16 protein-coding genes and 1 tRNA gene are annotated in these 18,418 nt (G+C 71.5%); 9 read left to right on the top strand and 8 right to left on the bottom strand.

The window, feature by feature from the left end; translation table 11 throughout:
- Positions 1-10 precede the first annotated feature (10 nt).
- From parC to V7Q31_RS00450, 4 genes are all read right to left on the bottom strand, one after another.
- Positions 11-2,266 carry a DNA topoisomerase IV subunit A gene (gene parC, locus V7Q31_RS00465; RefSeq protein ID WP_333831690.1) on the bottom strand — a complete coding sequence of 752 codons (2,256 nt, stop codon included), beginning with the start codon at positions 2,264-2,266 and terminating at the stop codon, positions 11-13.
- Positions 2,267-2,322: 56 nt separating this feature from the next.
- A complete protein-coding gene (locus tag V7Q31_RS00460) occupies positions 2,323-3,984 on the bottom strand; it encodes a chloride channel protein (protein WP_333831689.1) in 1,662 nt (553 codons plus the stop codon).
- The gene (hisD, locus tag V7Q31_RS00455; protein ID WP_333831688.1) at positions 3,981-5,309 is read right to left on the bottom strand and encodes a histidinol dehydrogenase; all 1,329 of its coding nucleotides are present in this window, start codon (positions 5,307-5,309) and stop codon (positions 3,981-3,983) included. Before hisD ends, V7Q31_RS00460 begins: the two co-directional genes overlap by 4 nt.
- A gap of 51 nt (positions 5,310-5,360) precedes the next feature.
- Positions 5,361-5,435 (bottom strand) — tRNA-Lys (locus V7Q31_RS00450).
- Positions 5,436-5,575: 140 nt separating this feature from the next.
- Between V7Q31_RS00450 and V7Q31_RS00445 the strand changes: the two genes are divergently transcribed.
- Positions 5,576-6,370 carry a hypothetical protein gene (locus V7Q31_RS00445; RefSeq protein WP_333831687.1) on the top strand — a complete coding sequence of 265 codons (795 nt, stop codon included), beginning with the start codon at positions 5,576-5,578 and terminating at the stop codon, positions 6,368-6,370.
- Positions 6,371-6,490: 120 nt separating this feature from the next.
- On the top strand, positions 6,491-6,967 hold the full coding sequence (locus tag V7Q31_RS00440; RefSeq protein ID WP_333831686.1) for a hypothetical protein: 477 nt from the start codon (positions 6,491-6,493) through the stop codon (positions 6,965-6,967).
- A gap of 88 nt (positions 6,968-7,055) precedes the next feature.
- On the opposite strand, the gene V7Q31_RS00435 is transcribed toward V7Q31_RS00440, so the two are convergent.
- Complete coding sequence (locus V7Q31_RS00435; RefSeq protein ID WP_333831685.1) at positions 7,056-8,696, bottom strand: lysine--tRNA ligase; 1,641 nt, start codon at positions 8,694-8,696, stop codon at positions 7,056-7,058.
- A gap of 119 nt (positions 8,697-8,815) precedes the next feature.
- Between V7Q31_RS00435 and V7Q31_RS00430 the strand changes: the two genes are divergently transcribed.
- Positions 8,816-9,229 carry a tellurite resistance TerB family protein gene (locus tag V7Q31_RS00430; RefSeq protein WP_333831684.1) on the top strand — a complete coding sequence of 138 codons (414 nt, stop codon included), beginning with the start codon at positions 8,816-8,818 and terminating at the stop codon, positions 9,227-9,229.
- 299 nt (positions 9,230-9,528) lie between these two features.
- Here V7Q31_RS00430 and V7Q31_RS00425 read toward each other — a convergent pair whose 3' ends face one another.
- A complete protein-coding gene (locus V7Q31_RS00425) occupies positions 9,529-10,176 on the bottom strand; it encodes a TetR/AcrR family transcriptional regulator (protein ID WP_333831683.1) in 648 nt (215 codons plus the stop codon).
- 38 nt (positions 10,177-10,214) lie between these two features.
- On the opposite strand from V7Q31_RS00425, the gene V7Q31_RS00420 reads away from it, so the two are divergent.
- A complete protein-coding gene (locus V7Q31_RS00420) occupies positions 10,215-10,607 on the top strand; it encodes a CidA/LrgA family protein (protein WP_333831682.1) in 393 nt (130 codons plus the stop codon).
- Positions 10,604-11,317, top strand: a complete 714-nt coding sequence (locus V7Q31_RS00415) for an LrgB family protein (protein ID WP_333831681.1) — start codon at positions 10,604-10,606, stop codon at positions 11,315-11,317. Before V7Q31_RS00420 ends, V7Q31_RS00415 begins: the two co-directional genes overlap by 4 nt.
- 260 nt (positions 11,318-11,577) lie before the next feature.
- Here the strand turns inward: V7Q31_RS00415 and V7Q31_RS00410 are convergent, their stop codons facing one another.
- Positions 11,578-13,014: a D-alanyl-D-alanine carboxypeptidase/D-alanyl-D-alanine-endopeptidase gene (locus tag V7Q31_RS00410; protein WP_333831680.1), complete on the bottom strand. Its 1,437-nt coding sequence runs from the start codon at positions 13,012-13,014 to the stop codon at positions 11,578-11,580.
- Positions 13,011-13,610 (bottom strand): nicotinate-nucleotide adenylyltransferase, encoded by a 600-nt coding sequence (locus tag V7Q31_RS00405; RefSeq protein ID WP_333831679.1) that lies wholly within the window; start codon positions 13,608-13,610, stop codon positions 13,011-13,013. The genes V7Q31_RS00410 and V7Q31_RS00405 overlap by 4 nt, the downstream gene beginning before the upstream one ends.
- A 213-nt stretch (positions 13,611-13,823) precedes the next feature.
- Here V7Q31_RS00405 and V7Q31_RS00400 point away from each other — a divergent pair, with 213 nt between their 5' ends.
- From V7Q31_RS00400 to V7Q31_RS00385, 4 genes are read left to right on the top strand one after another with little or no spacing between them, the layout of a single operon-like run.
- Complete coding sequence (locus tag V7Q31_RS00400; RefSeq protein ID WP_333831748.1) at positions 13,824-15,329, top strand: ABC transporter ATP-binding protein; 1,506 nt, start codon at positions 13,824-13,826, stop codon at positions 15,327-15,329.
- A complete protein-coding gene (locus V7Q31_RS00395; RefSeq protein ID WP_333831678.1) occupies positions 15,326-16,393 on the top strand; it encodes an ABC transporter permease in 1,068 nt (355 codons plus the stop codon). The genes V7Q31_RS00400 and V7Q31_RS00395 overlap by 4 nt, the downstream gene beginning before the upstream one ends.
- Positions 16,393-17,304, top strand: coding sequence for an ABC transporter permease (locus tag V7Q31_RS00390; RefSeq protein ID WP_333831677.1), 912 nt, complete (start codon positions 16,393-16,395; stop codon positions 17,302-17,304). The genes V7Q31_RS00395 and V7Q31_RS00390 overlap by 1 nt, the downstream gene beginning before the upstream one ends.
- A gap of 26 nt (positions 17,305-17,330) precedes the next feature.
- Positions 17,331-18,398 carry a BMP family ABC transporter substrate-binding protein gene (locus tag V7Q31_RS00385; protein ID WP_333831676.1) on the top strand — a complete coding sequence of 356 codons (1,068 nt, stop codon included), beginning with the start codon at positions 17,331-17,333 and terminating at the stop codon, positions 18,396-18,398.
- Positions 18,399-18,418: the final 20 nt, after the last annotated feature.

Genomic DNA, 18,418 nt, shown 5'->3' with positions numbered 1-18,418 from the left:
GCCCCGCCCTTCAGGCGAAGCGGTTGCCGCGGGGGAAGCCGCGCGGCGCCATCCGCCCGGCGGTGGCGCGCTTGCCGAGATATTCGGCGAGTTCGGCGCCGGCCACCGTGCGGGTGCGGCCCGCTGGGTCGCGCCAGATCAGGCCCTCGCCCTTCCAGAACACGACGGCGTCCGACAGCCCGCCATCCTTGTATTTCTGAAGCCGCACGCCCTTGCCGCGGCCGAGCTCGGGCAATTCGTCGAGCCCGAACACAAGAAGCTTGCGGTTGTCGCCGACCACCGCCACCGCGTCGCCGGAGACCGGCGCGCAGACCGCGACCGAGGCGCCCGGCGCGAGATTGAGCACCTGCTTGCCGGCGCGGGTCTGGGCCAGCATCTCGGTTTCCGCGGCGACGAAGCCGTCGCCGGCGCTGGAGGCGAGCAGGCGCTTCGCCCCCGGCGCATGGCGGAACAGGGCGACGATCTCGTCCTCGTTGGGCAGGTCGATCATCAGCCGCAACGGCTCGCCCATGCCGCGCCCGCCGGGCAGGCGGTCGGCGCCCAGCGTGAAGGCGCGCCCTGAGCTGGAGAGCAGCAGCAGCTTGTCGGTCGTCTCGGCGTGGAAACCGTAGCGCGGGCCGTCGCCGTCCTTGAACTTCACCTCCGCGTCGAGCGGCTGGTGGCCCTTCATGGCGCGGATCCAGCCCTGTTTCGAGCAGATCACGGTGATCGGCTCCCGCTCGATCAGCGCCTCGATCGGCGCATCCTCGATTTCGGGGGCTTCGGCGATGGCGGTGCGGCGAGCGCCGCCGGGGGCGTCGCGCCCGAAGCGGCGGTCGATCTCGGCGATTTCCTCGGAGATGCGCGCCCACTGCTTCGCCTCGGAGCCGAGCAGCGCGGTGAGGCCCTTTTGCTCCTTGACGAGCGCGTCGCGCTCGCGGCGCAGCGCCATTTCCTCGAGGCGGCGGAGCGAGCGCAGGCGCATGTTGAGGATCGCTTCGGCCTGCGTGTCGGTGAGGCCGAATTCGGCCATCATAACCGGCTTGGGCTCGTCCTCGGTGCGGATGATCTCGATCACGCGGTCGAGGTTGAGGAAGGCGACGATGTAGCCTTCCAGCACTTCGAGGCGGGCGGCGATCTTCTCGAGCCGGTGGCGGGAGCGGCGCTGAAGCACCTCGCGGCGGTGGCGCAGGAAGGCGAGCAGCAACTCGCGCAGGGAGCAGACCTTGGGCGTGCGCCCGTCGATCAGCGCGTTCATGTTGAGCGGAAAGCGGGTTTCGAGGTCGCAGAGGCGGAACAGGCTCTCCATCAGCACCGCCGGCTCCACCGTGCGGGCGCGCGGCTCCAGCACGATGCGCACGTCCTCGGCGGATTCGTCGCGCACATCGGCGAGCAGCGGCGCCTTGCGCTCGGCGATCAGCTCGGCGAGGCGCTCGATCAGCTTGGATTTCTGCACCTGATACGGGATTTCCGTGACGACGACGCGCCACATGCCGCGCCCGAGATCCTCCGTCTCCCAGCGCGCGCGCAGCCGGAAGCCGCCGCGCCCGGTGGCGTAGGCGCGCAGCACGCTCTCGCGCGGCTCCACCAGCACGCCGCCCGTGGGGAAATCGGGGCCCGGGACCAGCGCCGCGATCTCCTCGTCCGACGCCTGCGGCTCGGCGATCAGGCGCTGCAGCGCCGCGCACAGCTCGCCCGCATTGTGCGGCGGGATCGAGGTCGCCATGCCGACGGCGATGCCGGACGCGCCGTTGGCGAGCAGGTTGGGGAAGGCGCCGGGCAGCACCACCGGCTCGATCTCCGAGCCGTCGTAAGTGGGGCGCAGATCGACTGCGTCCTCGTCGAGCCCGTCGAGCAGCGCCTGGCCGACCGGCGTGAGGCGCGCTTCGGTGTAGCGCTGGGCGGCGGCGTTGTCGCCGTCGATGTTGCCGAAATTGCCCTGCCCGTCGATCAGCGGATAGCGCAGGGAGAAATCCTGCGCCGCGCGCACCAGCGCGTCATAGACCGACAGCTCGCCATGCGGATGATACTTGCCGATCACGTCGCCGACGACGCGGGCGGATTTCTTGAAGCCGGAACCGGGGTCGAGCCGCAGCTGGCGCATCGCGTAGAGCAGGCGGCGATGCACCGGCTTGAGGCCGTCGCGCGCGTCGGGCAGCGCGCGGTGCATGATGGTGGAGAGCGCGTATTGCAGATAGCGCTCGCCCAGCGCGCGGGAGAGCGGCTCGGCGCTCACCGCATCGGGGGCGCCGCCCGGGATATCGTCGTCGAGCGTGTCGTCAGCCATAGATGTAGTATTTGCATGAGAGCGGCGCGGGGTCCAGCCTCAGCCGGGACGCGCGGTCAGGAATGCTCCTCGCGGTGCGTCTCCTCGAGCAGGCGGTTGACCGCCCGCAGCGCGTCGAGGTGGTAGAGGGCGCCGATCAGCTCCTTGCGGCCCTCGGCGTTGGTCTCGACCACCGGCAGGAACGGGCCCTTGAGCCGGTCGAGCATCGGCAGCGCGTGGCGCAGGGTCTCGTCGGATTCCAGATACGCCCCCTGGTCGATCAGCGCCTGACAGGCGGTGTCGGACGCGCCGTCCTCCGAGCCGCGCACGCGCATCAGCCGCTTCACCCGCAGCGTGCCAGACAGAAAGCCCAGCGGCCCGGAGATCAGGTTCACCCCCGCGCGCGCTAGCTGCGTCAGGAAGAAGCTCTTGCGCACGAAGCGGTGCGCCACGACCGTCGCCACCGACACGGCCACCATCACTGCGATGGCGGCCTGGAAGTCGCCGGTCAGCTCGAACACGATCAGCGTGGTCGAGATCGGCGCGCCGAGCACCGCCGCCGCCACCGCCCCCATCCCCGCCAGAGCATAGAGCCCCTGCGCCCCCGCGGGCCCCGGGACGATCAGATCGACGCCGGCGCCGAACGCCCCGCCCACGAGCGCGCCCAGCATCAGCGAGGGCGAGAACACGCCGCCGCCCATCCGCCCGCCCCATGTCGTCGCCACCGCCCAGATCTTCACGACGGCGAAGAGCAGGCAGGCCCACAGGTCGAGCCCGCCCGTCAGCGCGCGCGAGGTGGTCTCGTAGCCGACGCCGATCACGAACGGAAACATCGTCGCCGTCAGGCCCAGCAGCGCGCCGGCCAGCGCCGCGCGCCGCATCAGGCTCAGCTTCCAGCGCGCCTGCAAACGGTCGCCGAGTTCCTCGGCGAAAAACATCGCCCGGATCATCGCCACCGCCGCCAGCCCGCATACCGCGCCGAGCAGCACGAAGGCCGGCAGCACCGCATAGAACTCGACCGTCTGCGGCGGCAGGGCGAATTCGGCGACGTCGCCCATATGGATGCGGCTGACCACTGCGCCCGCCACCGAGGCGATCACGATGGGCGCGAAGGCGTGCACCGCGTAGTGCCGCAGCACCACTTCCAGCGCGAAGAGCGCGCCGGCGATCGGCGCGTTGAAGCTCGCCGAGACCGCCGCGGCCACGGCGCAGCCCAGCAGGTCGCGCGCCTCCAGCCCGGTGCTCTTCCACCGGTCCGCCACCCAACTCGACAGCACTGCGGAGAGATGCACCACCGGCCCCTCTCGCCCGGTGCTGCCGCCGCTCGACAGCGTGACGAGCGCTGCGGCGGCGGAGGCGAGGCCCTCGCGCAGCTTCACCCGCCCCTCGCGCAGCGCCGAGGCCTCGATCACGTCGGCCACGCCCAGCGCCTTTCCATTGGGCGTGAAGCGGGTGAGGATCCAGCCGACCGTCAGCCCGCCGAGAATGGGAATGACCATCACGATCAGCGGGTTGAGCGTCGCCGCCTGGCTGTGGATGGTGTAGTCGTCGGCGCCGTAGAGCAGCGTCTGCGCTTCGTAGATCGCGAGGCGGAAGCCGATGGCGGCGTAGCCCGCCGCGACCCCGAGCAACAGCGAGACCAGCCAGAACAGCGGGCGGAGCGTCGGTTCGGGCGGCTCGGGGGGCGCGGCGGTGCGGTGCGCGCGCAGCGATCCCGGTTCCGGCCCGATTTCGGTCATGCGCCGCCGCTCTCCCTCGGCGGGCCGCTGTCGAGCGCGTCCAGCCGCCGCCGCACCGACAGCCCGTGCGCCTCCAGGCGCTCCGAACGCGCGAGCGTCTCGGCCGCCGGCCCTACTGCGCGCAGCGCATCCGGGCTCATCCGCGCCAGCGTGGTCCGCTTCATGAAGTCGAGCACCGAGAGGCCCGAGGCGTAGCGCGCGGCGCGCGACGTCGGCAGCACATGGTTCGGGCCGCCGACATAGTCGCCGATGGCCTCGGGCGTGTGCGCGCCGAGAAAGATCGCGCCTGCGTGGCGGATGCGCGCGGCCAGCGCCTCGGGGTCGGCGACGCAGAGCTCCAGATGCTCCGGCGCGGCGCGGTCGGACAGGGCGGCGGCGTGGGCGAGGTCGCGCGCCACCACCAGCGCGCCGTTCTCGCGCCAGCTTTCGCCCGCGATCTCGGCGCGGGCCAGGCGCTGCAACAGCCGGTCGACGGCGCGGCCGACCTCCTGCGCGAAGTCCGCGTCGTCGGTGATGAGGATGGCCTGCGCGCTGACGTCGTGCTCCGCCTGGCTCATCAGATCCACGGCGATCCAGTCGGGGTTCTGGGCGGCGTCGGCGATCACGAGGATTTCCGACGGGCCCGCGATCATGTCGATGCCGACCTGCCCGAACACCCGCCGCTTGGCCGCCGCCACCCAGGCGTTGCCGGGGCCGGTGATCTTGTCCACGGGCGCGACGCTCTCGGTGCCGTAGGCGAGCGCCGCAATGGCCTGCGCGCCGCCGATGCGCCAGATCTCCGACACGCCGCACAGCCGGGCGGCCAGCAGCACCAGCGGGTTGAGAACGCCGTCGGGCGCCGGGACGCACATCGCGAGCCGCCCGACCCCCGCGACCTGCGCGGGGATCGCGTTCATCAGCACCGAGGAGGGATAGGACGCGGTGCCGCCCGGCACATAGAGCCCCGCCGCGTCGACCGGCGTCCAGCGCCAGCCGAGTTCCGCGCCGGTCTCGTCGGTCCAGCGCGCGTCGTCGGGGCGCTGGCGGTCGTGATAGGCGCGGATGCGCGCGGCGGCGAGCTCCAGCGCGGCGCGCTCGGCGGCGGGAACTTCGGCGCAGGCCGCCTCGATCTCGGCGTCGGAGACGCGCAGCGTCTCGCGGGTCAGGCTGAGGCGGTCGAAGCGGTCGGTCAGCGCGATCAGCGCCGCGTCGCCCTCGGCGCGGACCTGCGCGATGATCGCGGCGACCGCGTCGTCGACCTCCGGCGCGCTTTCGCGCTTGCGCCCGAGCAGGGCGGCGAAGTCGCGCTCGAAGCCGAGGGCGTCATGACGGAGGAACACGGGCATCGGCGCACCTGCAGGCTCGATCGCGGCGCGGAGTTGCGCGCAAGGGTGCGCTGGTAGGCGGGGAGGGGATCGAACCCTCGACCATCCGATTAAAAGTCGGATGCTCTACCACTGAGCTACCCGCCCGCGCCGACGCGCCGGCGTTCGATATAGGCGGGGGGACGGAGGGTCAAGCGCGGCGGACCGCGCGGCACGGCGGATGGTCGCAACCCCTGCGGCGGCGCGACATGCATATTGCGCCGGGGACGGCGAGTACGGAGACGCGGATGCGCATCATGAAACGCGGCGGGCCGATCGCGGCGGCGCTCGTCGCTGCGGCGGCGGGCCTTGCGGAAGGATCGAAGGCGACGGCGGGGGCGTGGACGCGCGCGCCGGGCGAGACCTTCCTGAGCGTCTCGACGTCGACCTATCGCACCGACGACGGCGGCTACGAGGAGATGTTCGGCGCGCTCTATGGCGAATACGGCCTGCGCGAGGGGCTGACCGTCGGCGGCGCCGCCGAACTCAGCCGCCCGACCGGCCCCGCCGCGGCGCTGGAGGACCGCCTCACCTGGTCGGCGTTCGCGCGCGTGAAGCTGCGCGAAGGCGCGGCGGGCGACCCGCTGTCGGTTCAGGTCGGCGCGTCCTATGCGCGGCAGGGCGCGCGGGCGGGCGAGCCGCAGCAGCGCGCGACGGACGGGTTCGAGTTCGACCTGCGCAGCCTCTACGGGCGCGGCTTCGCGACCTCGCTCGGCGACGCCTTCTACGACGCGCAGGCCGGCCTTCGGTTGCGCCTGGGCGACCCCTCCGACGAGATCCGGGTCGATCTGACGGCGGGGCTGCGCCCCCGGGAACTCGACGACGGGCGATGGCTGGCGCTGGTCCAGAGCTTCAGCGTGCTGAGCCTGCGCAACGGCGACGGCGACCAGAGCGAGGGGTTCGATTCGGTCAAGCTCGCAGCTTCGGCGGCGCGAGAGGTGCGGGACGGCCTCCATCTCGGGGTCGGCGTGGAGCGCGATGTCGCAGGTCGCGAGATCGACCTGGGCACACGGATCAAGCTGTTCCTGTGGTCGGAATTCTGACGCGCCGCCTCGCGAACGCGCGGGCGGCCGCCCCGATCCGCTCGCTTTAGCGTGATCCGCATTTGATATTCGGGCGGATCGATGTAGAAAGAAGGAGTGGTTAAAGGAGCGGGACGACGGATGCGAAGTCCGGACAGAATTGGTCGGCTCGCGGGTCATGCGGCGATCGGGTTCGTCGTCCTCTCCACAGCGCTTCTGATCGTCCGCGAGCCGAGCTTCGGCGATCAAGGTCCAACGGCGGACGCTGCGCTTTCGACGCCGGTCGCGCCGGTCGCAACCTCCGCCGCCATGGGGCGATGGCCGATCGGTCTGTCGGCCGTCGTTTACGTCCCGCCCGCGCCGCTCGCCGATCCGGACCGCGCCCTGGAAGCCGCGCGCGCCGCGCTCCTGTCCCAGACGCTTTCGGGTGAACCGGTCCGCGTCGCCTCGACCCCTTCCCCGTCCAAAGCGCCCGCGCGCGCGCCGACTCCGACCGCCCGCGAAACCGAGACGCGCGAGATCGGCGGATCGACGGGAGTTGGCATCGTCGAATTCATCCGCGAGACCGCCGCGCGGGAGCGGCCGCCCGGAACCGACTGGGACAGCTACCGCAACTGAGGCGCGGCGCCCCGACTGGAGCGGAGATCGACCTTAACGAAGCTGGCCACCGGGTGGGGAGTGTCGTTCTCGAACGGAAAAAGCTCGGTCACCTGATTTTCCCGGGTCGGTTTGCGCTCTGGCGCGGTGTGGCTGAGGCGGGGTCCGCGGCCTCGACCAGCGCCCCCTCCAAGGCCCGCTCGACCAGCGCCGCCGTCTCGGCGACGCCGTAGAGCGCGATGAAGCCGCCGAAGCGCGGACCCTGCTCCGCGCCGAGCAGCGTCTCGTACAGCGCGCCGAACCAGGCCCGCAGCTCCCCGAAACCGTGCGCTTTGCCCACCTCGTAGACCATGTCCTGCAGAGCAGCCGCGTCCGGACCGCCCTCCCAGGCCCGCAGGCGGTCGGCGAGGTCGGCGAGCGCCGCGCGCTCCTGTTCGGTCGGCGCGCGGAAGCGGCGGTTCGGCAGGATGTGGTCCTCGACATAGGCCACTGCGCGGCCCACGGCGGCGTCGAGCCCGGGATGCGTCTCGGGGCTCGCCTCCGGGGCGTATTTGCGGATGAAGCCCCAGAGCACGGCCTTGTCATGCGCCTGAGCCACCGAGGCGAGGTTGAGCAGCATCGCGAAGGACACGGCGAGGTCGGACGCCGGCGGATGGCCGGAATGGATGTGCCAGACCGGGTTCTCGACCTGCTTGTCGGCGGTCTGGCCGGGATAGGCGCGCAGATGCGCGTCGTACTCGTCCACCGTCTTGGGGATCACGTCCCAGTGCAGGCGCTTGGCGGTGCGGGGCTTCTGGAACATGAACAGCGACAGGCTCTCGGCGCTGGCGTAGCGCAGCCATTCGTCGATCGAGATGCCGTTGCCCTTGGACTTGCTGATCTTGCGCCCGTCGCCGTCGAGGAACAGCTCGTAGATGAAATGCTGCGGCGCCCGCCCGCCCAGCGCCTCGCAGATGCCGTCATAGAGTGGGGTGTTGGGCAGGTGGTCCTTGCCGTACATCTCGAAATCGACGCCGAGCGCCGCCCAGCGCGCGCCGAAATCGGGCTTCCATTGCAGCTTCACCTGGCCGCCAGTGACGGGGAGAGTGGTCTCGGTCCCGTCCTCGTCGTCGAAGGTGATCTCGCCGCGCTTGGCGTCGACGTTGCGGATCGGGACATAGAGGACGCGGCCGGTGGTCGGGCTGATCGGCAGGAAGCAGGAATAGGTCGCCTGCCGCTCCTCGCCCAGCGACGGCAGCATGATCTCCATGATCTGGTCATACTTCTCGGCGGCGCGCAGCAGGATGTCGTCGAGCTTGCCGGACTTGTAGTAGTCTGTCGCGCTCGCGAACTCGTACTCGAAGCCGAACGTGTCGAGGAAGCGGCGCAGCATCGCGTTGTTGTGGTGACCGAAGCTCTCGTATTCGCCGAACGGGTCGGGGACGACCGTAAGCGGGCGCTGCAGATGCTCGCGCAGCATGGCCGGGTTCGGCACGTTGTCGGGAACCTTGCGCATGCCGTCCATGTCGTCGGAGAAGCATAGCAGCCGCGTGGGGATGTCGCACAGCGTCTCGAAGGCGCGGCGCACCATGGTCGTGCGCGCCACTTCGCCGAACGTGCCGATATGAGGCAGGCCGGACGGGCCGTAGCCGGTCTCGAACAGGACGTAGCCCTTGGCGGGGTCCTTGCCGCCGAGCCGTTTCAGGAGCTTGCGCGCCTCCTCGAAGGGCCAGGCTTTCGCCGTCTCGGCGAATTCGCGCAGGCTGGACATCGGATCGGGCTCCTCGACAAAGGGGGGCGTCGCGCGGCGTCTGCCTATTGAAGCGCCCGCGCGCGGTCAATAACTCTGAGGCGGGGCCGCGACGGCCCCGGCCCGGGAGCCCGCCGTCCATGACCCTGCCTTTCAGCCCGCAAGACGCGCTCGTCGCCGCGATGATGGTGACCGCCGCCGCCGATGGCGAGATGACCGACCAGGAAGGCGCGGCGATCTCGGACACCATCGCGCGCCTGCCGGTGTTCCGGGGGTTCCCCGAGGGCCGGTTCGGCCAGATCAGCGCCGTGGTGGTGGAGTTGCTGCAGGAGGAGGACGGCATCGATCAGACCTTGCGGATGATCGACGAAGTCCTGCCCGAGCGGCTGCGGGCCACGGCCTACGCGCTGGCCTGCGACGTGGCCGCCTCCGACAGCGACGCCTCGCTGGAGGAGCTGAACTTCCTCGAGATCCTGCGGCACGGCCTCGGGGTGGACCGGCTGACGGCGGCGGCCATCGAACGCGGCGCGCGGGTGCGCTACGCGCGGCTCTGACGGCTGCGGCGGCCGCATCGCGCACAGTTCGGCCGTTCGCGCCGTGCGCCTCGAACGACTGGAGCGAGCCCAGAGCAGCTATCCGCAGCGGCTCACGCGATGACCGGTCCGGGCGGGGTTTCGCCATCGCGCCCGCCCGTCTTGAGGTCGAAAGGTTGATCCTCCCGGGCGTTCGGTGAATGTCGGCTCACGGTCGATCCGAAAGCACGGTCGATTTCGAAGGTCTCGCCTGTCTCGGGCCGCTCTGTCGCATCGCTGGTCCGAACGAGTTGGCTTTCTCGCCCGATACAAGGAGACCGTCATCCGGAGACAGTGCTTTGCACCAGGGTTCTTGCGGAGTCTTCGGCGACGTCGAACCAGAGCGGATCCCCGTGGATCAGGCGCAGAGTCATCGCGCCCTCGATCAGGACGACGAGGGCTCGTGCGAGCCGATCGGACTCCACGGCGCCGGCTTTTAGGAGCGCGTCGGACAGCGCGCGCTCCACGGCGCTCTTCTGGGTCGCCGCGGCGCGCCGGACCGGATGTCCAGGCGCCCAGGCGAGCTCCATGGCGGCCCGGGTGAATCCGGAGCCCCGCCAGTCCGGCGATCGGGACCATTCGCGCAGACCTCCAAAGACCGCCCCGACCAGATCCTCCGCCGTGCGAGGTTCATCGCCGCACCAGCGCCGGATCTCTTTCGCAGCAAAACGCGCCTGTCCCGCGAGCACCTCTGCAAGCAGGTCGTCCTTGGACGCGAAGTGATTGTAGAGGGTGCGCTTCGTCACCCCCGCGGCGACAGCCACGGCGTCGACGCCGGTTCGCTCGAAGCCTTGTCGATAAAACAGGGCGTAGGCCCCATTCAGGATTCGCTGGCGGGTCTCGGCTGAATCTCTCGGCATGGCGCGAAGTATACCCATCAGTGAATTAAACGCGCGCCAGAATTGCGGTATCTGCACGGCGTGACTCATCGTCTCCCGGCGAAAAGATACTGGCGCGCAGCGTCGCCATGACGTCGCAATATGCTGAATGGAAGGAAATTTTCATGATCAGGTCCGCCGCGATCGTGCTCCTTCTCCTGCTGGCGGGCGACGCGATCGCCGAGGGCTACGACTTGCCGGTTCCCGGGGCGGCTCTCGGCCTCGCGGCGCTCACGGCCGCATTCGCGATCCGTGGCGGGCCGGACCGGGGGTCGGGAGAGCTCTTCGATTTTGCGGCGCCATACTTCCCGTTGTTCTTCGTGCCTGCGGCCGTCGGGGTGATGGCGAACTCTGGCATGCTGGCGTCTGCCTGGACCTACATTTTGGTCGCGGTCGTGGCGGGCACCTCTGCGACGCTGCTGATCACCGGCATCGTATTCCAGTTCCTCATGCGGCGGATCGCCCAAGCGGCGGAGGCATGAACGACGCCCTCGCCCTCGTCAGCGGCCAGCCGCTGTTCGCGGTGGGCGTCACTGTGGCGGCGTACGCCGTCGCGGACGGCCTCTGGCGACGCTCGGGCCACTCCGCCTTCCTGAACCCCGTGCTCGTGGCGACGTGCCTTGTCGCAGCGCTCCTCATGGCGCTGGGGATTTCCTACCCGCACTATCTCCGGAGGACCGAGTTGATCAACGAGACGCTCGCCCTCCTGATCGTGCTGCTGTCGGTGCCGCTCTGTCGCCAGTTCGGGCTGATCCGCCAGGCGGGCGTTCCCATAGGTGTCGCACTGCTGACCGGATCGGTCGTGGCCCTCGGCAGTGCTCTGGCCTATCCAGGCGCCGACGGAGGGGACGCCGTGCTGATGGCCACGCTCGCGCCCAAGTCGGCGACGGCGGCCGTCGCGGTAGAGATCACCGACCGCCTAGGCGGCGTTCCAGGACTGACGGCGGTGATCGTGATCTCGACCGGGATCATAGGCGCCGCCTTCGGTCCGCCGATGCTTGACGCGGCTGGCGTCAGTGACGACCGCGCGAAGGGTTTCGCCCTCGGCGTCGCATCGCACGCCATCGGCACGGCCCGCGCGTTCCAGATCTCCGAGACCGCCGGGGCCTTCGCGAGTCTCGGCATGATCATGAACGCCCTGCTGACCATCCTTCTCGCGCCGCTTGCGCTCGCGGCGCTATCGAAGATTTAGGCGCAGCTGGAGCCGTCCGCGAATCGATGGCGCGCCGCCTTTGGCGATGCCTCAGACCTGCGCCTTTGAGACGCACACGAGAGCGGTCCTTCGGCGCAGAGCGTCTCGTGACGAGGATGGACCCCATCCGACCGTCGCCGCGCAAGTCGGGAATGGCCCCAAGGAGCCGTACCTGCCCTTTGACCAATGGCCGCTTGGTCCGCGCTGCCGACGTCGACGGAGGTGATCGCGAACGGCCGGAGTCCGCGCAAGCCCGCCGCTCACCCGAAGCGCGTCAACCACGAGCCCAGAAGGGCGCGCTCGAAACCGAGCGCCGCGTTGCGCCAGCCGCGCGCGCCTTGCGCCGGCCCGCCCCGGCTCGCGGCCCGGCGCGGCAGGTCGCCCGAGAAGATCGCGAAGACCATCCGCCGCCCCGACGGCCCGACCAGCCAGCCGCCGAGGCCCCGCGCGAAGTCCATCGTCCCTGTCTTGGCGAGGACCACCGCCGCTTCGAAGCCCTCCAGCGGGTAGGCCCGGATCAGCGGGGCCAGCGTCTCGAAGGCGCCGGGCGCGCGCATCAGCGCGGCCAACGCTTCGGGGCGCGCGCGGCTCTCGGCGCTCAGACCGGAATGGTTGCGCAGCGCGAGGCCCTGCGCGCCGGCCCGCGCCTCGGCCCAGGCCGACATCGCAGCGCCCGAAGCTTCGAGGCTCGCCGCGTCGCCGCCGCGCGCCCGCGTCGCCGCGAGGCCCAGCGCCTCGGCGGTCAGGTTGGTCGAGTGGCGCAGCATGTCGCCGACGATCTCGTCCAGCGCCCGGCTGCGCGTCGCCGCGAGCGGCGCGCCGCCGCCCGCGCCAGCCGCCGCGACTACGGGCGGCGGCAGGGCGAGGCCGGCCTGCGCGGCCGCGCTGCGGAAGACGTCCGCCGCGTAGAGCGCCGGCGCGCGCACCGGCAGGAACACCGAGCCCTCGCCGCGCAGCGCGTCCGCGCGGACCCGCCAGCGCTCCGGCGCGCGGGAGGCGTCGTGCGAGAAGACCGGGCACCCGCAATCCAGACCTTCGATCTGCAGCCCCACCGCGGCGGTCGGCGGGCTGAGGCGCTCCGAATGCGCCTCGATGCGCGCGTCGAGCGCGCCGCCGCGGCGCGACCAGGCCAGACGCACCCGGTTGAAGTTCAGGTTGAGCGCGCCGACCGCCGGGTTGTAGGACGCCTCCGCCGGCTGGTCCGCGTCGATCAGCGCCGCCGCCGGCGCGTCCTCCACGAGGAATCGCCCCGTCACGCCGCGCACCCGTTGCGCCGTCTCCGCCGCGAGCTGCGCGAGCTGCGCCGTGTCGAGTTCGGGATCGCCGCCGCCCCGCAGGACCAGATCGCCTGCGAGCCGCCCGTCCGCGAGCGCGCCGCGCGCCAGCGTCGCCGTCTCGAAGCGATGCGCGCGCCCGAGCGTCTCGAGCGCGTAGAGCGCCGTGGCGAGCTTGACGACCGAGGCCGGCGCGAAACCGCGCCCGGCGTTCAGCGCTTCGAGCGTCGCGCCAGTCGCCGCGTCGCACAGGACGAAGCCGACCTCGCCGCTGAAGCCGCGCGCCTGCGCGAGCGCCGCGCCGGTCGGCGCGCTGCGGGGGCGGGGCGCGGGGGCGATCGGCGGAGCGCCGGCCTGCGCCGCGCAGGCGACCGCCGCGCCGAGCGCGGCGATGGCCGCACGCCGGGTGAGGCGCGCGCTCACGGCCAGACCCCGCTCTCGCGCAACGCCGTGGAGGAGAGCGGCGACATCGGGCCGCCCGCCATCGCCCAGGCGGGCGGGTCGGCGCGCCCCAGCCCCTGCGCCGCAAGCGGCCCCAGACGGGCCTGCGCGAAGCGCGTCGCGGCGGGCGACAGGCCCGCGCGCAGCTGGGCGCCGGGGCGCGGAACCACGCCCACCGGAACCAAGCGCAGGATCGCCTCCCACCGCTCCCAGCGATGCAGCGAGGCGAGGTTGTCGGCCCCCATCAGCCAGACGAAGCGCAGTTCGGGGCGGCGGCGGCGCAGGGCGGCGAGCGTGTCGGCGGTGAAGCGGGTGCCGAGGCGCGCCTCCAGATCCGTCACCGCGACGCGGGGATGGCGGATCAGCGCCCGGCAGGCGGCGACGCGGCGCGCCATCTCGGCGGGGCTGCGGCGCTTGAGCGGATTTCCGGGGGAGACGAGCCACCACACCCGGTCGAGCCCGAACGCGCGCAGCGCCGTCAGCGTCACATGGACATGACCCCGATGCGGCGGATCGAAGGACCCGCCGAGCAGGCCGATGCTCTGTCCGGCGCCCGCCGCCGGGCCGATCCGCTGCATGAGGGGCTGCGCCTTTCGCGGGGAGGTCTGCGCCGACATTCCGACCGCAGCGCCGGCTCGCTGTCAATCGCCGCCTCCGCCTCGATGCGCGCGCAACTTCCTCTTGCGCGGTCTTGCTGCGCTGCGCAACGATGCAGGTCCGTCAGCGTCAGGAGCGCGCCCGCCTTGTCAGCCCCCTCCCCGCCCTTGTTCGAGGCGCGCGGCGTCACCCGCATGTTCGGCGATTTCGCCGCCAACCGCGACGTGTCGCTGACGATCCGGGCGGGGGAGCGCCACGCGCTGCTCGGCGAGAACGGGGCGGGCAAGTCCACCCTCGTCAAGATGATCTACGGCGTGCTCCAGCCGACCGAAGGGCGGTTCTTCTGGAACGGCCAGCCCGTGCGCGTCGCGCGCCCGGCGGAGGCGCGCGCGCTCGGCGTCGGCATGGTGTTCCAGCATTTCTCGGTCTTCGAGGCGCTGAGCGTCGCCGAGAACGTGGCGCTCGCGCTGCCGCCGCAGCCGATGCCGGCGCTGACCCGGCGCATCGCGCAGGTGTCTCAGGAGTACGGCCTCGCCATCGACCCCGACCGCGCGATGCACACGCTGTCGGTCGGCGAGAAGCAGCGCGTCGAGATCATCCGCTGCCTGTTGCAGGACCCGCGCCTGCTGATCATGGACGAACCGACCTCTGTGCTCACCCCGCAGGAGGCCGAGGCGTTGTTCGCCATCCTGCGCCGGCTGTCGGGCGAGGGGCGCGCGATCCTCTACATCTCGCACCGGCTGGAGGAAGTGCGCGCGCTCTGCGACGCCGCCACCATCCTGCGCCATGGCAGGGTCGTCGCGCGCTGCGATCCGCGCGAGATGAGCGCGCGGGCGCTTGCGGAGCTGATGGTCGGCGAGGCGGTGGCGTGGGTCGAGAAGCCCGACGCGCCGCCGCCCGGCCCGGTGCGCCTGCTCCTCGATCATCTCAGCCTGCCCGCGCCCTCGGAATTCGCGATGGCGCTGCGCGACGTCTCGCTCGAAGTGCGCGGCGGCGAGATCGTCGGCGTCGCGGGCGTCGCGGGCGAGGGGCAGACCGAGCTTGCGGCGGCGCTGAGCGGCGAGCGGCGCGCGCCCTCACCCGAGATGATCCTGCTCGACGGCGCTCCGGTCGGGCGGATGGGCCCGACCGAGCGGCGCTTGCGCGGCGCGGCTTTCGCCCCGGAGGAGCGCAACGGCCACGCCGCCATCGGCGAGATGACCCTGCCGGAGAACGTGATCCTCTCGCATCACCGCGCCGAGGGCGTGGCGAAGCGCGGCTGGATCGACTTCGCCGCCGCCGCAAGCTGGGCGCGCCGCGTGCGCGAGGCGTTCGACGTGCGGTCGGGCGGCGCGCAGCCCGTGGCGGGGTCGCTCTCGGGCGGCAACCTCCAGAAATTCGTGATCGGGCGCGAGATCCTGCGCGAGCCGGGCGTGCTGATCGTCAACCAGCCGACATGGGGGGTCGATGCGGGGGCCGCCGCGCTGATCCGCAAGGCGCTGATCGATCTGGCGGGGCGCGGGGCCGCCGTGCTGGTGATCAGCCAGGACCTCGACGAGATCTTCGAGATCGCCGACCGCATCGCGGTGCTTCACAAGGGCCGCTTGTCGGAGGCGCGCCCCGCCGGCGCGATGACCCCCGAGGCGGTCGGGCTGCTGATGGGGGGCGCGCATCCGGAAGCCGATCCGGCGGCGGATGCGCGCGGGGAGGCGGCGGCGTGATCGCGCTGGAGCCCCGCGCCCGGCCCTCGACGGCGCTGTCGCTGCTCTCGCCCGTCATCGCCATCGCGCTGACGCTGGTCGCGGGCGCGGCGCTGATCGCGGCGCTCGGGCGCGATCCGGGGCAGGCGCTGTGGGTCTATTTCGTCTCGCCCTTCATGGACGGCTATTCGCGCGCCGAGCTGACCGTGAAGGCCGCGCCGCTCGCGCTGATCGGCGCGGGGCTCGCCGTCTGTTTCCGCGCCAATGTCTGGAACATCGGGGCGGCGGGGCAGTTCACCCTCGGCGCGATTTTCGCCGGCTGGCTGGCGCTGGCCATGCCGCAGGCGGCGTCGAAGCTCTGGCTCGTCCCCTATCTCGCTGCGGGCGCCCTTGGCGGGCTGCTCTGGGCGGCGATCCCGGCGCTGTTGCGGGTGCGCTTCAACGCCAACGAAATCCTCGTCAGCCTGATGCTGACTTATGTGGCGGCGCTGCTGCTCGACTTCCTCGTGCGCGGCCCGTGGCGCGACCCGCTCGCCTTCGGCTTCCCGCAGAGCCCCCGCTTCTCGCAGGGCTTCATCCTGCCGGTGCTGCTGGACGGCACGCGGCTGCATCTGGGGCTGGTCGTCGCGATAGCCGCCTGCGTCGCGCTGTGGGTGATGATGGCGCGCACGATGCGCGGCTTCGAACTGCGCGTGTTCGGCGCGGCGCCGCGCGCCGGGGCCTTCGCGGGCTTCTCGGGCGACCGCACGATCTGGTTCGCGCTGCTGCTCTCGGGCGGGCTGGCGGGGCTCGCGGGCGCGGTGGAGGTGTCGGCGGCGATCGGGCGGGTGCAGCCCGACATCGGCGCCGGCTACGGCTTCACCGCGATCATCGTGGCGTTTCTGGGCCGGCTGAACCCGCTCGGCGCGCTGGCCGGCGCCTTCATCCTCGCCGTCAGCTACATCGGCGGCGAGAACGCGCAGATCCTGCTCAAGCTGCCGAAGAACGTGACCGGGGTTTTCCAGGGCATGTTGCTGTTCTTCCTGCTGGCCACCGACACGCTGATCCGCTGGCGGATCGTGTGGGCGACGCGGAGGGAGGCCTGATGGAGCCCTTCCTCGCCTCCGTGATGATCGCCGCGACCCCCTTCCTGTTCGCAGCTCTCGGCGAGCTTGTGGCCGAGCGCGCCGGCGTGCTCAATCTCGGCGTCGAGGGGATGATGCTGATGGGGGCGGTGACCGCCTTCGCCGTCGCCTTCACCACCGGCTCCACCGTGCTGGCGGTGGTCGCGGGCGCAGGCGCGGGGCTGGTCATGGCGGGCATCTTCGCGCTGGTGGCGCTGCATCTGATGGCCAATCAGGCGGCGACGGGGCTCGCGCTGACGATCTTCGGCATCGGCGCCTCGGGGCTGATCGGGCAGGGCTTCGTCGGCCAGCCGCTGCAGGCGCCGCCGAAGCTCGACATCCCGCTTCTAAGCGAGAGCACGGCGCTGGGGCGGATCGTGCTGGGGCAGGACGCGCTCGTCTATCTGGCGCTGGCGATGGTTCCGGCGGTCGCGTGGTTCCTGGCGCGCAGCCGGGCGGGGCTGGTTTTGCGCGCCGTCGGCGACAATCACGACAGCGCCCATGCGCTCGGCTTCGGCGTGATCGGCGTGCGCACGCTGGCGGCGCTGTTCGGCGGCGCGATGGCGGGCTTGGGCGGCGCTTACCTCAGCCTCGCCTACACGCCGATGTGGGGCGAGAACATGACCGCCGGGCGCGGCTGGATCGCGCTGGCGCTGGTGGTGTTCGCCACATGGCGGCCGTGGCGGCTGCTGGTCGGGGCGTATCTGTTCGCCGCCGTCACGCAATTGCAGTTCTACGGGCAGGGATGGGGCCTCGGCGTGCCGTCGCAGGCCCTTGCGATGGCCCCCTATCTGGCCACCATCGCGGCGCTCGTCATCATCTCGCGCGACCGCAACCTCACCCTCGCCAACGCGCCCGCCTGCATCGGGCGGCCGTTCCGGGCGACCCGCTGACACACCCCAAGCATGGAGACGCACGCATGATCCGCAGAACTTTCCTCGCCAGCGCCGCAGCCGCCGCGCTGCTCGCCGCAGCGCCGGCTTCCGCCGCCGACCTCAAGGTCGGCTTCATCTATGTCGGCCCGGTCGGCGATTTCGGCTGGACCTACCAGCACGATCAGGGCCGGCAGGCGGTCGAGGCGGCCTATGGCGACCGCGTCGAGACCACTTATGTCGAGAGCGTGCCCGAAGGCGCCGACGCCGAGCGCGTCATCCGCCAGCTCGCGGCCTCGGGCCACAACCTGATCTTCACCACCTCCTTCGGCTTCATGGACGCCACCGTGAAGGTCGCCGAGCAGTTCCCGGACGTGAAGTTCGAGCACGCCACCGGCTACAAGACCCTGCCTAACCTTGCCATCTACAACGCCCGCTTCTACGAGGGGCGCGCGGTGATCGGCACGATCGCGGGGCGGATGACCCAGTCGAACAAGATCGGCTACATCGCCTCCTTCCCCATCCCCGAAGTGATCATGGGGGTCAATTCGGCGCTGCTGGCGGCGCGCAAGGTGAACCCCGACGTCACCATGCATGTGGTGTGGGTGAACAGCTGGTACGATCCGGGCCGCGAGGCCGACGCCGCCAAGGCGCTGATCGCGCAGGGCATCGACGTGATCATGCAGCACACCGACAGCCCCGCGCCGGTGCAGACCGCCGAGGCCGCGGGCGTCTGGGCCTTCGGGCAGGCGTCCGACATGGAGCGCTTCGGCCCGACCCGCCACCTGACCGCGATCATCGACGACTGGTCGCCCTATTACGTCAAGCGCGTCGGGCAGGCGCTCGACGGGACGTGGGAGACCGGCGACACCTGGGCGGGCCTCGCCGAAGGCGAAGTGCTGATGGCGCCCTACAAGAACATGCCAGCGGAAGTCGCGGCGGAGGCCGCGGCGGTGGAGGCCGCGATCAAGGCGGGCGAGTTGCACCCCTTCACCGGCCCGATCCGCGACCGCGAGGGCGTCGAGCGTCTGGCGGCGGGCGAAGTCGCCACTGACGAGATGCTGCTCGGCATGAACTGGTTCGTCGAGGGCGTGGTCGGCGATCTGCCCAACTGAGCCGTTCGGGGAAGGGCCGC

The organism is Rubrimonas sp. (assembly GCF_036788415.1).
In the GTDB taxonomy this organism is placed as follows: Bacteria; Pseudomonadota; Alphaproteobacteria; order Rhodobacterales; family Rhodobacteraceae; genus Rubrimonas.
The sequence above is the reverse complement of the archived record's forward strand: the minus strand, read 5'-3'. Positions and strand labels throughout refer to the sequence as shown.

Excerpts from the sequence above, each read along its gene's own strand:
- V7Q31_RS00405 (WP_333831679.1), bottom strand. The coding sequence starts at position 13,610 with ATGCAGCGGATCGGCCCGGCGGCGGGCGCCGGACAGAGCATCGGCCTG.
- V7Q31_RS00415 (WP_333831681.1), top strand. The coding sequence starts at position 10,604 with ATGAACGACGCCCTCGCCCTCGTCAGCGGCCAGCCGCTGTTCGCGGTG.
- hisD (WP_333831688.1), bottom strand. The coding sequence starts at position 5,309 with ATGCCCGTGTTCCTCCGTCATGACGCCCTCGGCTTCGAGCGCGACTTC.
- V7Q31_RS00400 (WP_333831748.1), top strand. The coding sequence starts at position 13,824 with ATGTTCGGCGATTTCGCCGCCAACCGCGACGTGTCGCTGACGATCCGG.
- V7Q31_RS00390 (WP_333831677.1), top strand. The coding sequence starts at position 16,393 with ATGGAGCCCTTCCTCGCCTCCGTGATGATCGCCGCGACCCCCTTCCTG.
- V7Q31_RS00440 (WP_333831686.1), top strand. The coding sequence starts at position 6,491 with ATGCGAAGTCCGGACAGAATTGGTCGGCTCGCGGGTCATGCGGCGATC.
- V7Q31_RS00460 (WP_333831689.1), bottom strand. The coding sequence starts at position 3,984 with ATGACCGAAATCGGGCCGGAACCGGGATCGCTGCGCGCGCACCGCACC.
- V7Q31_RS00435 (WP_333831685.1), bottom strand. The coding sequence starts at position 8,696 with ATGTCCAGCCTGCGCGAATTCGCCGAGACGGCGAAAGCCTGGCCCTTC.
- V7Q31_RS00430 (WP_333831684.1), top strand. The coding sequence starts at position 8,816 with ATGACCCTGCCTTTCAGCCCGCAAGACGCGCTCGTCGCCGCGATGATG.
- parC (WP_333831690.1), bottom strand. The coding sequence starts at position 2,266 with ATGGCTGACGACACGCTCGACGACGATATCCCGGGCGGCGCCCCCGAT.
- V7Q31_RS00385 (WP_333831676.1), top strand. The coding sequence starts at position 17,331 with ATGATCCGCAGAACTTTCCTCGCCAGCGCCGCAGCCGCCGCGCTGCTC.
- V7Q31_RS00445 (WP_333831687.1), top strand. The coding sequence starts at position 5,576 with ATGCGCATCATGAAACGCGGCGGGCCGATCGCGGCGGCGCTCGTCGCT.
- V7Q31_RS00425 (WP_333831683.1), bottom strand. The coding sequence starts at position 10,176 with ATGAGTCACGCCGTGCAGATACCGCAATTCTGGCGCGCGTTTAATTCA.
- V7Q31_RS00420 (WP_333831682.1), top strand. The coding sequence starts at position 10,215 with ATGACGTCGCAATATGCTGAATGGAAGGAAATTTTCATGATCAGGTCC.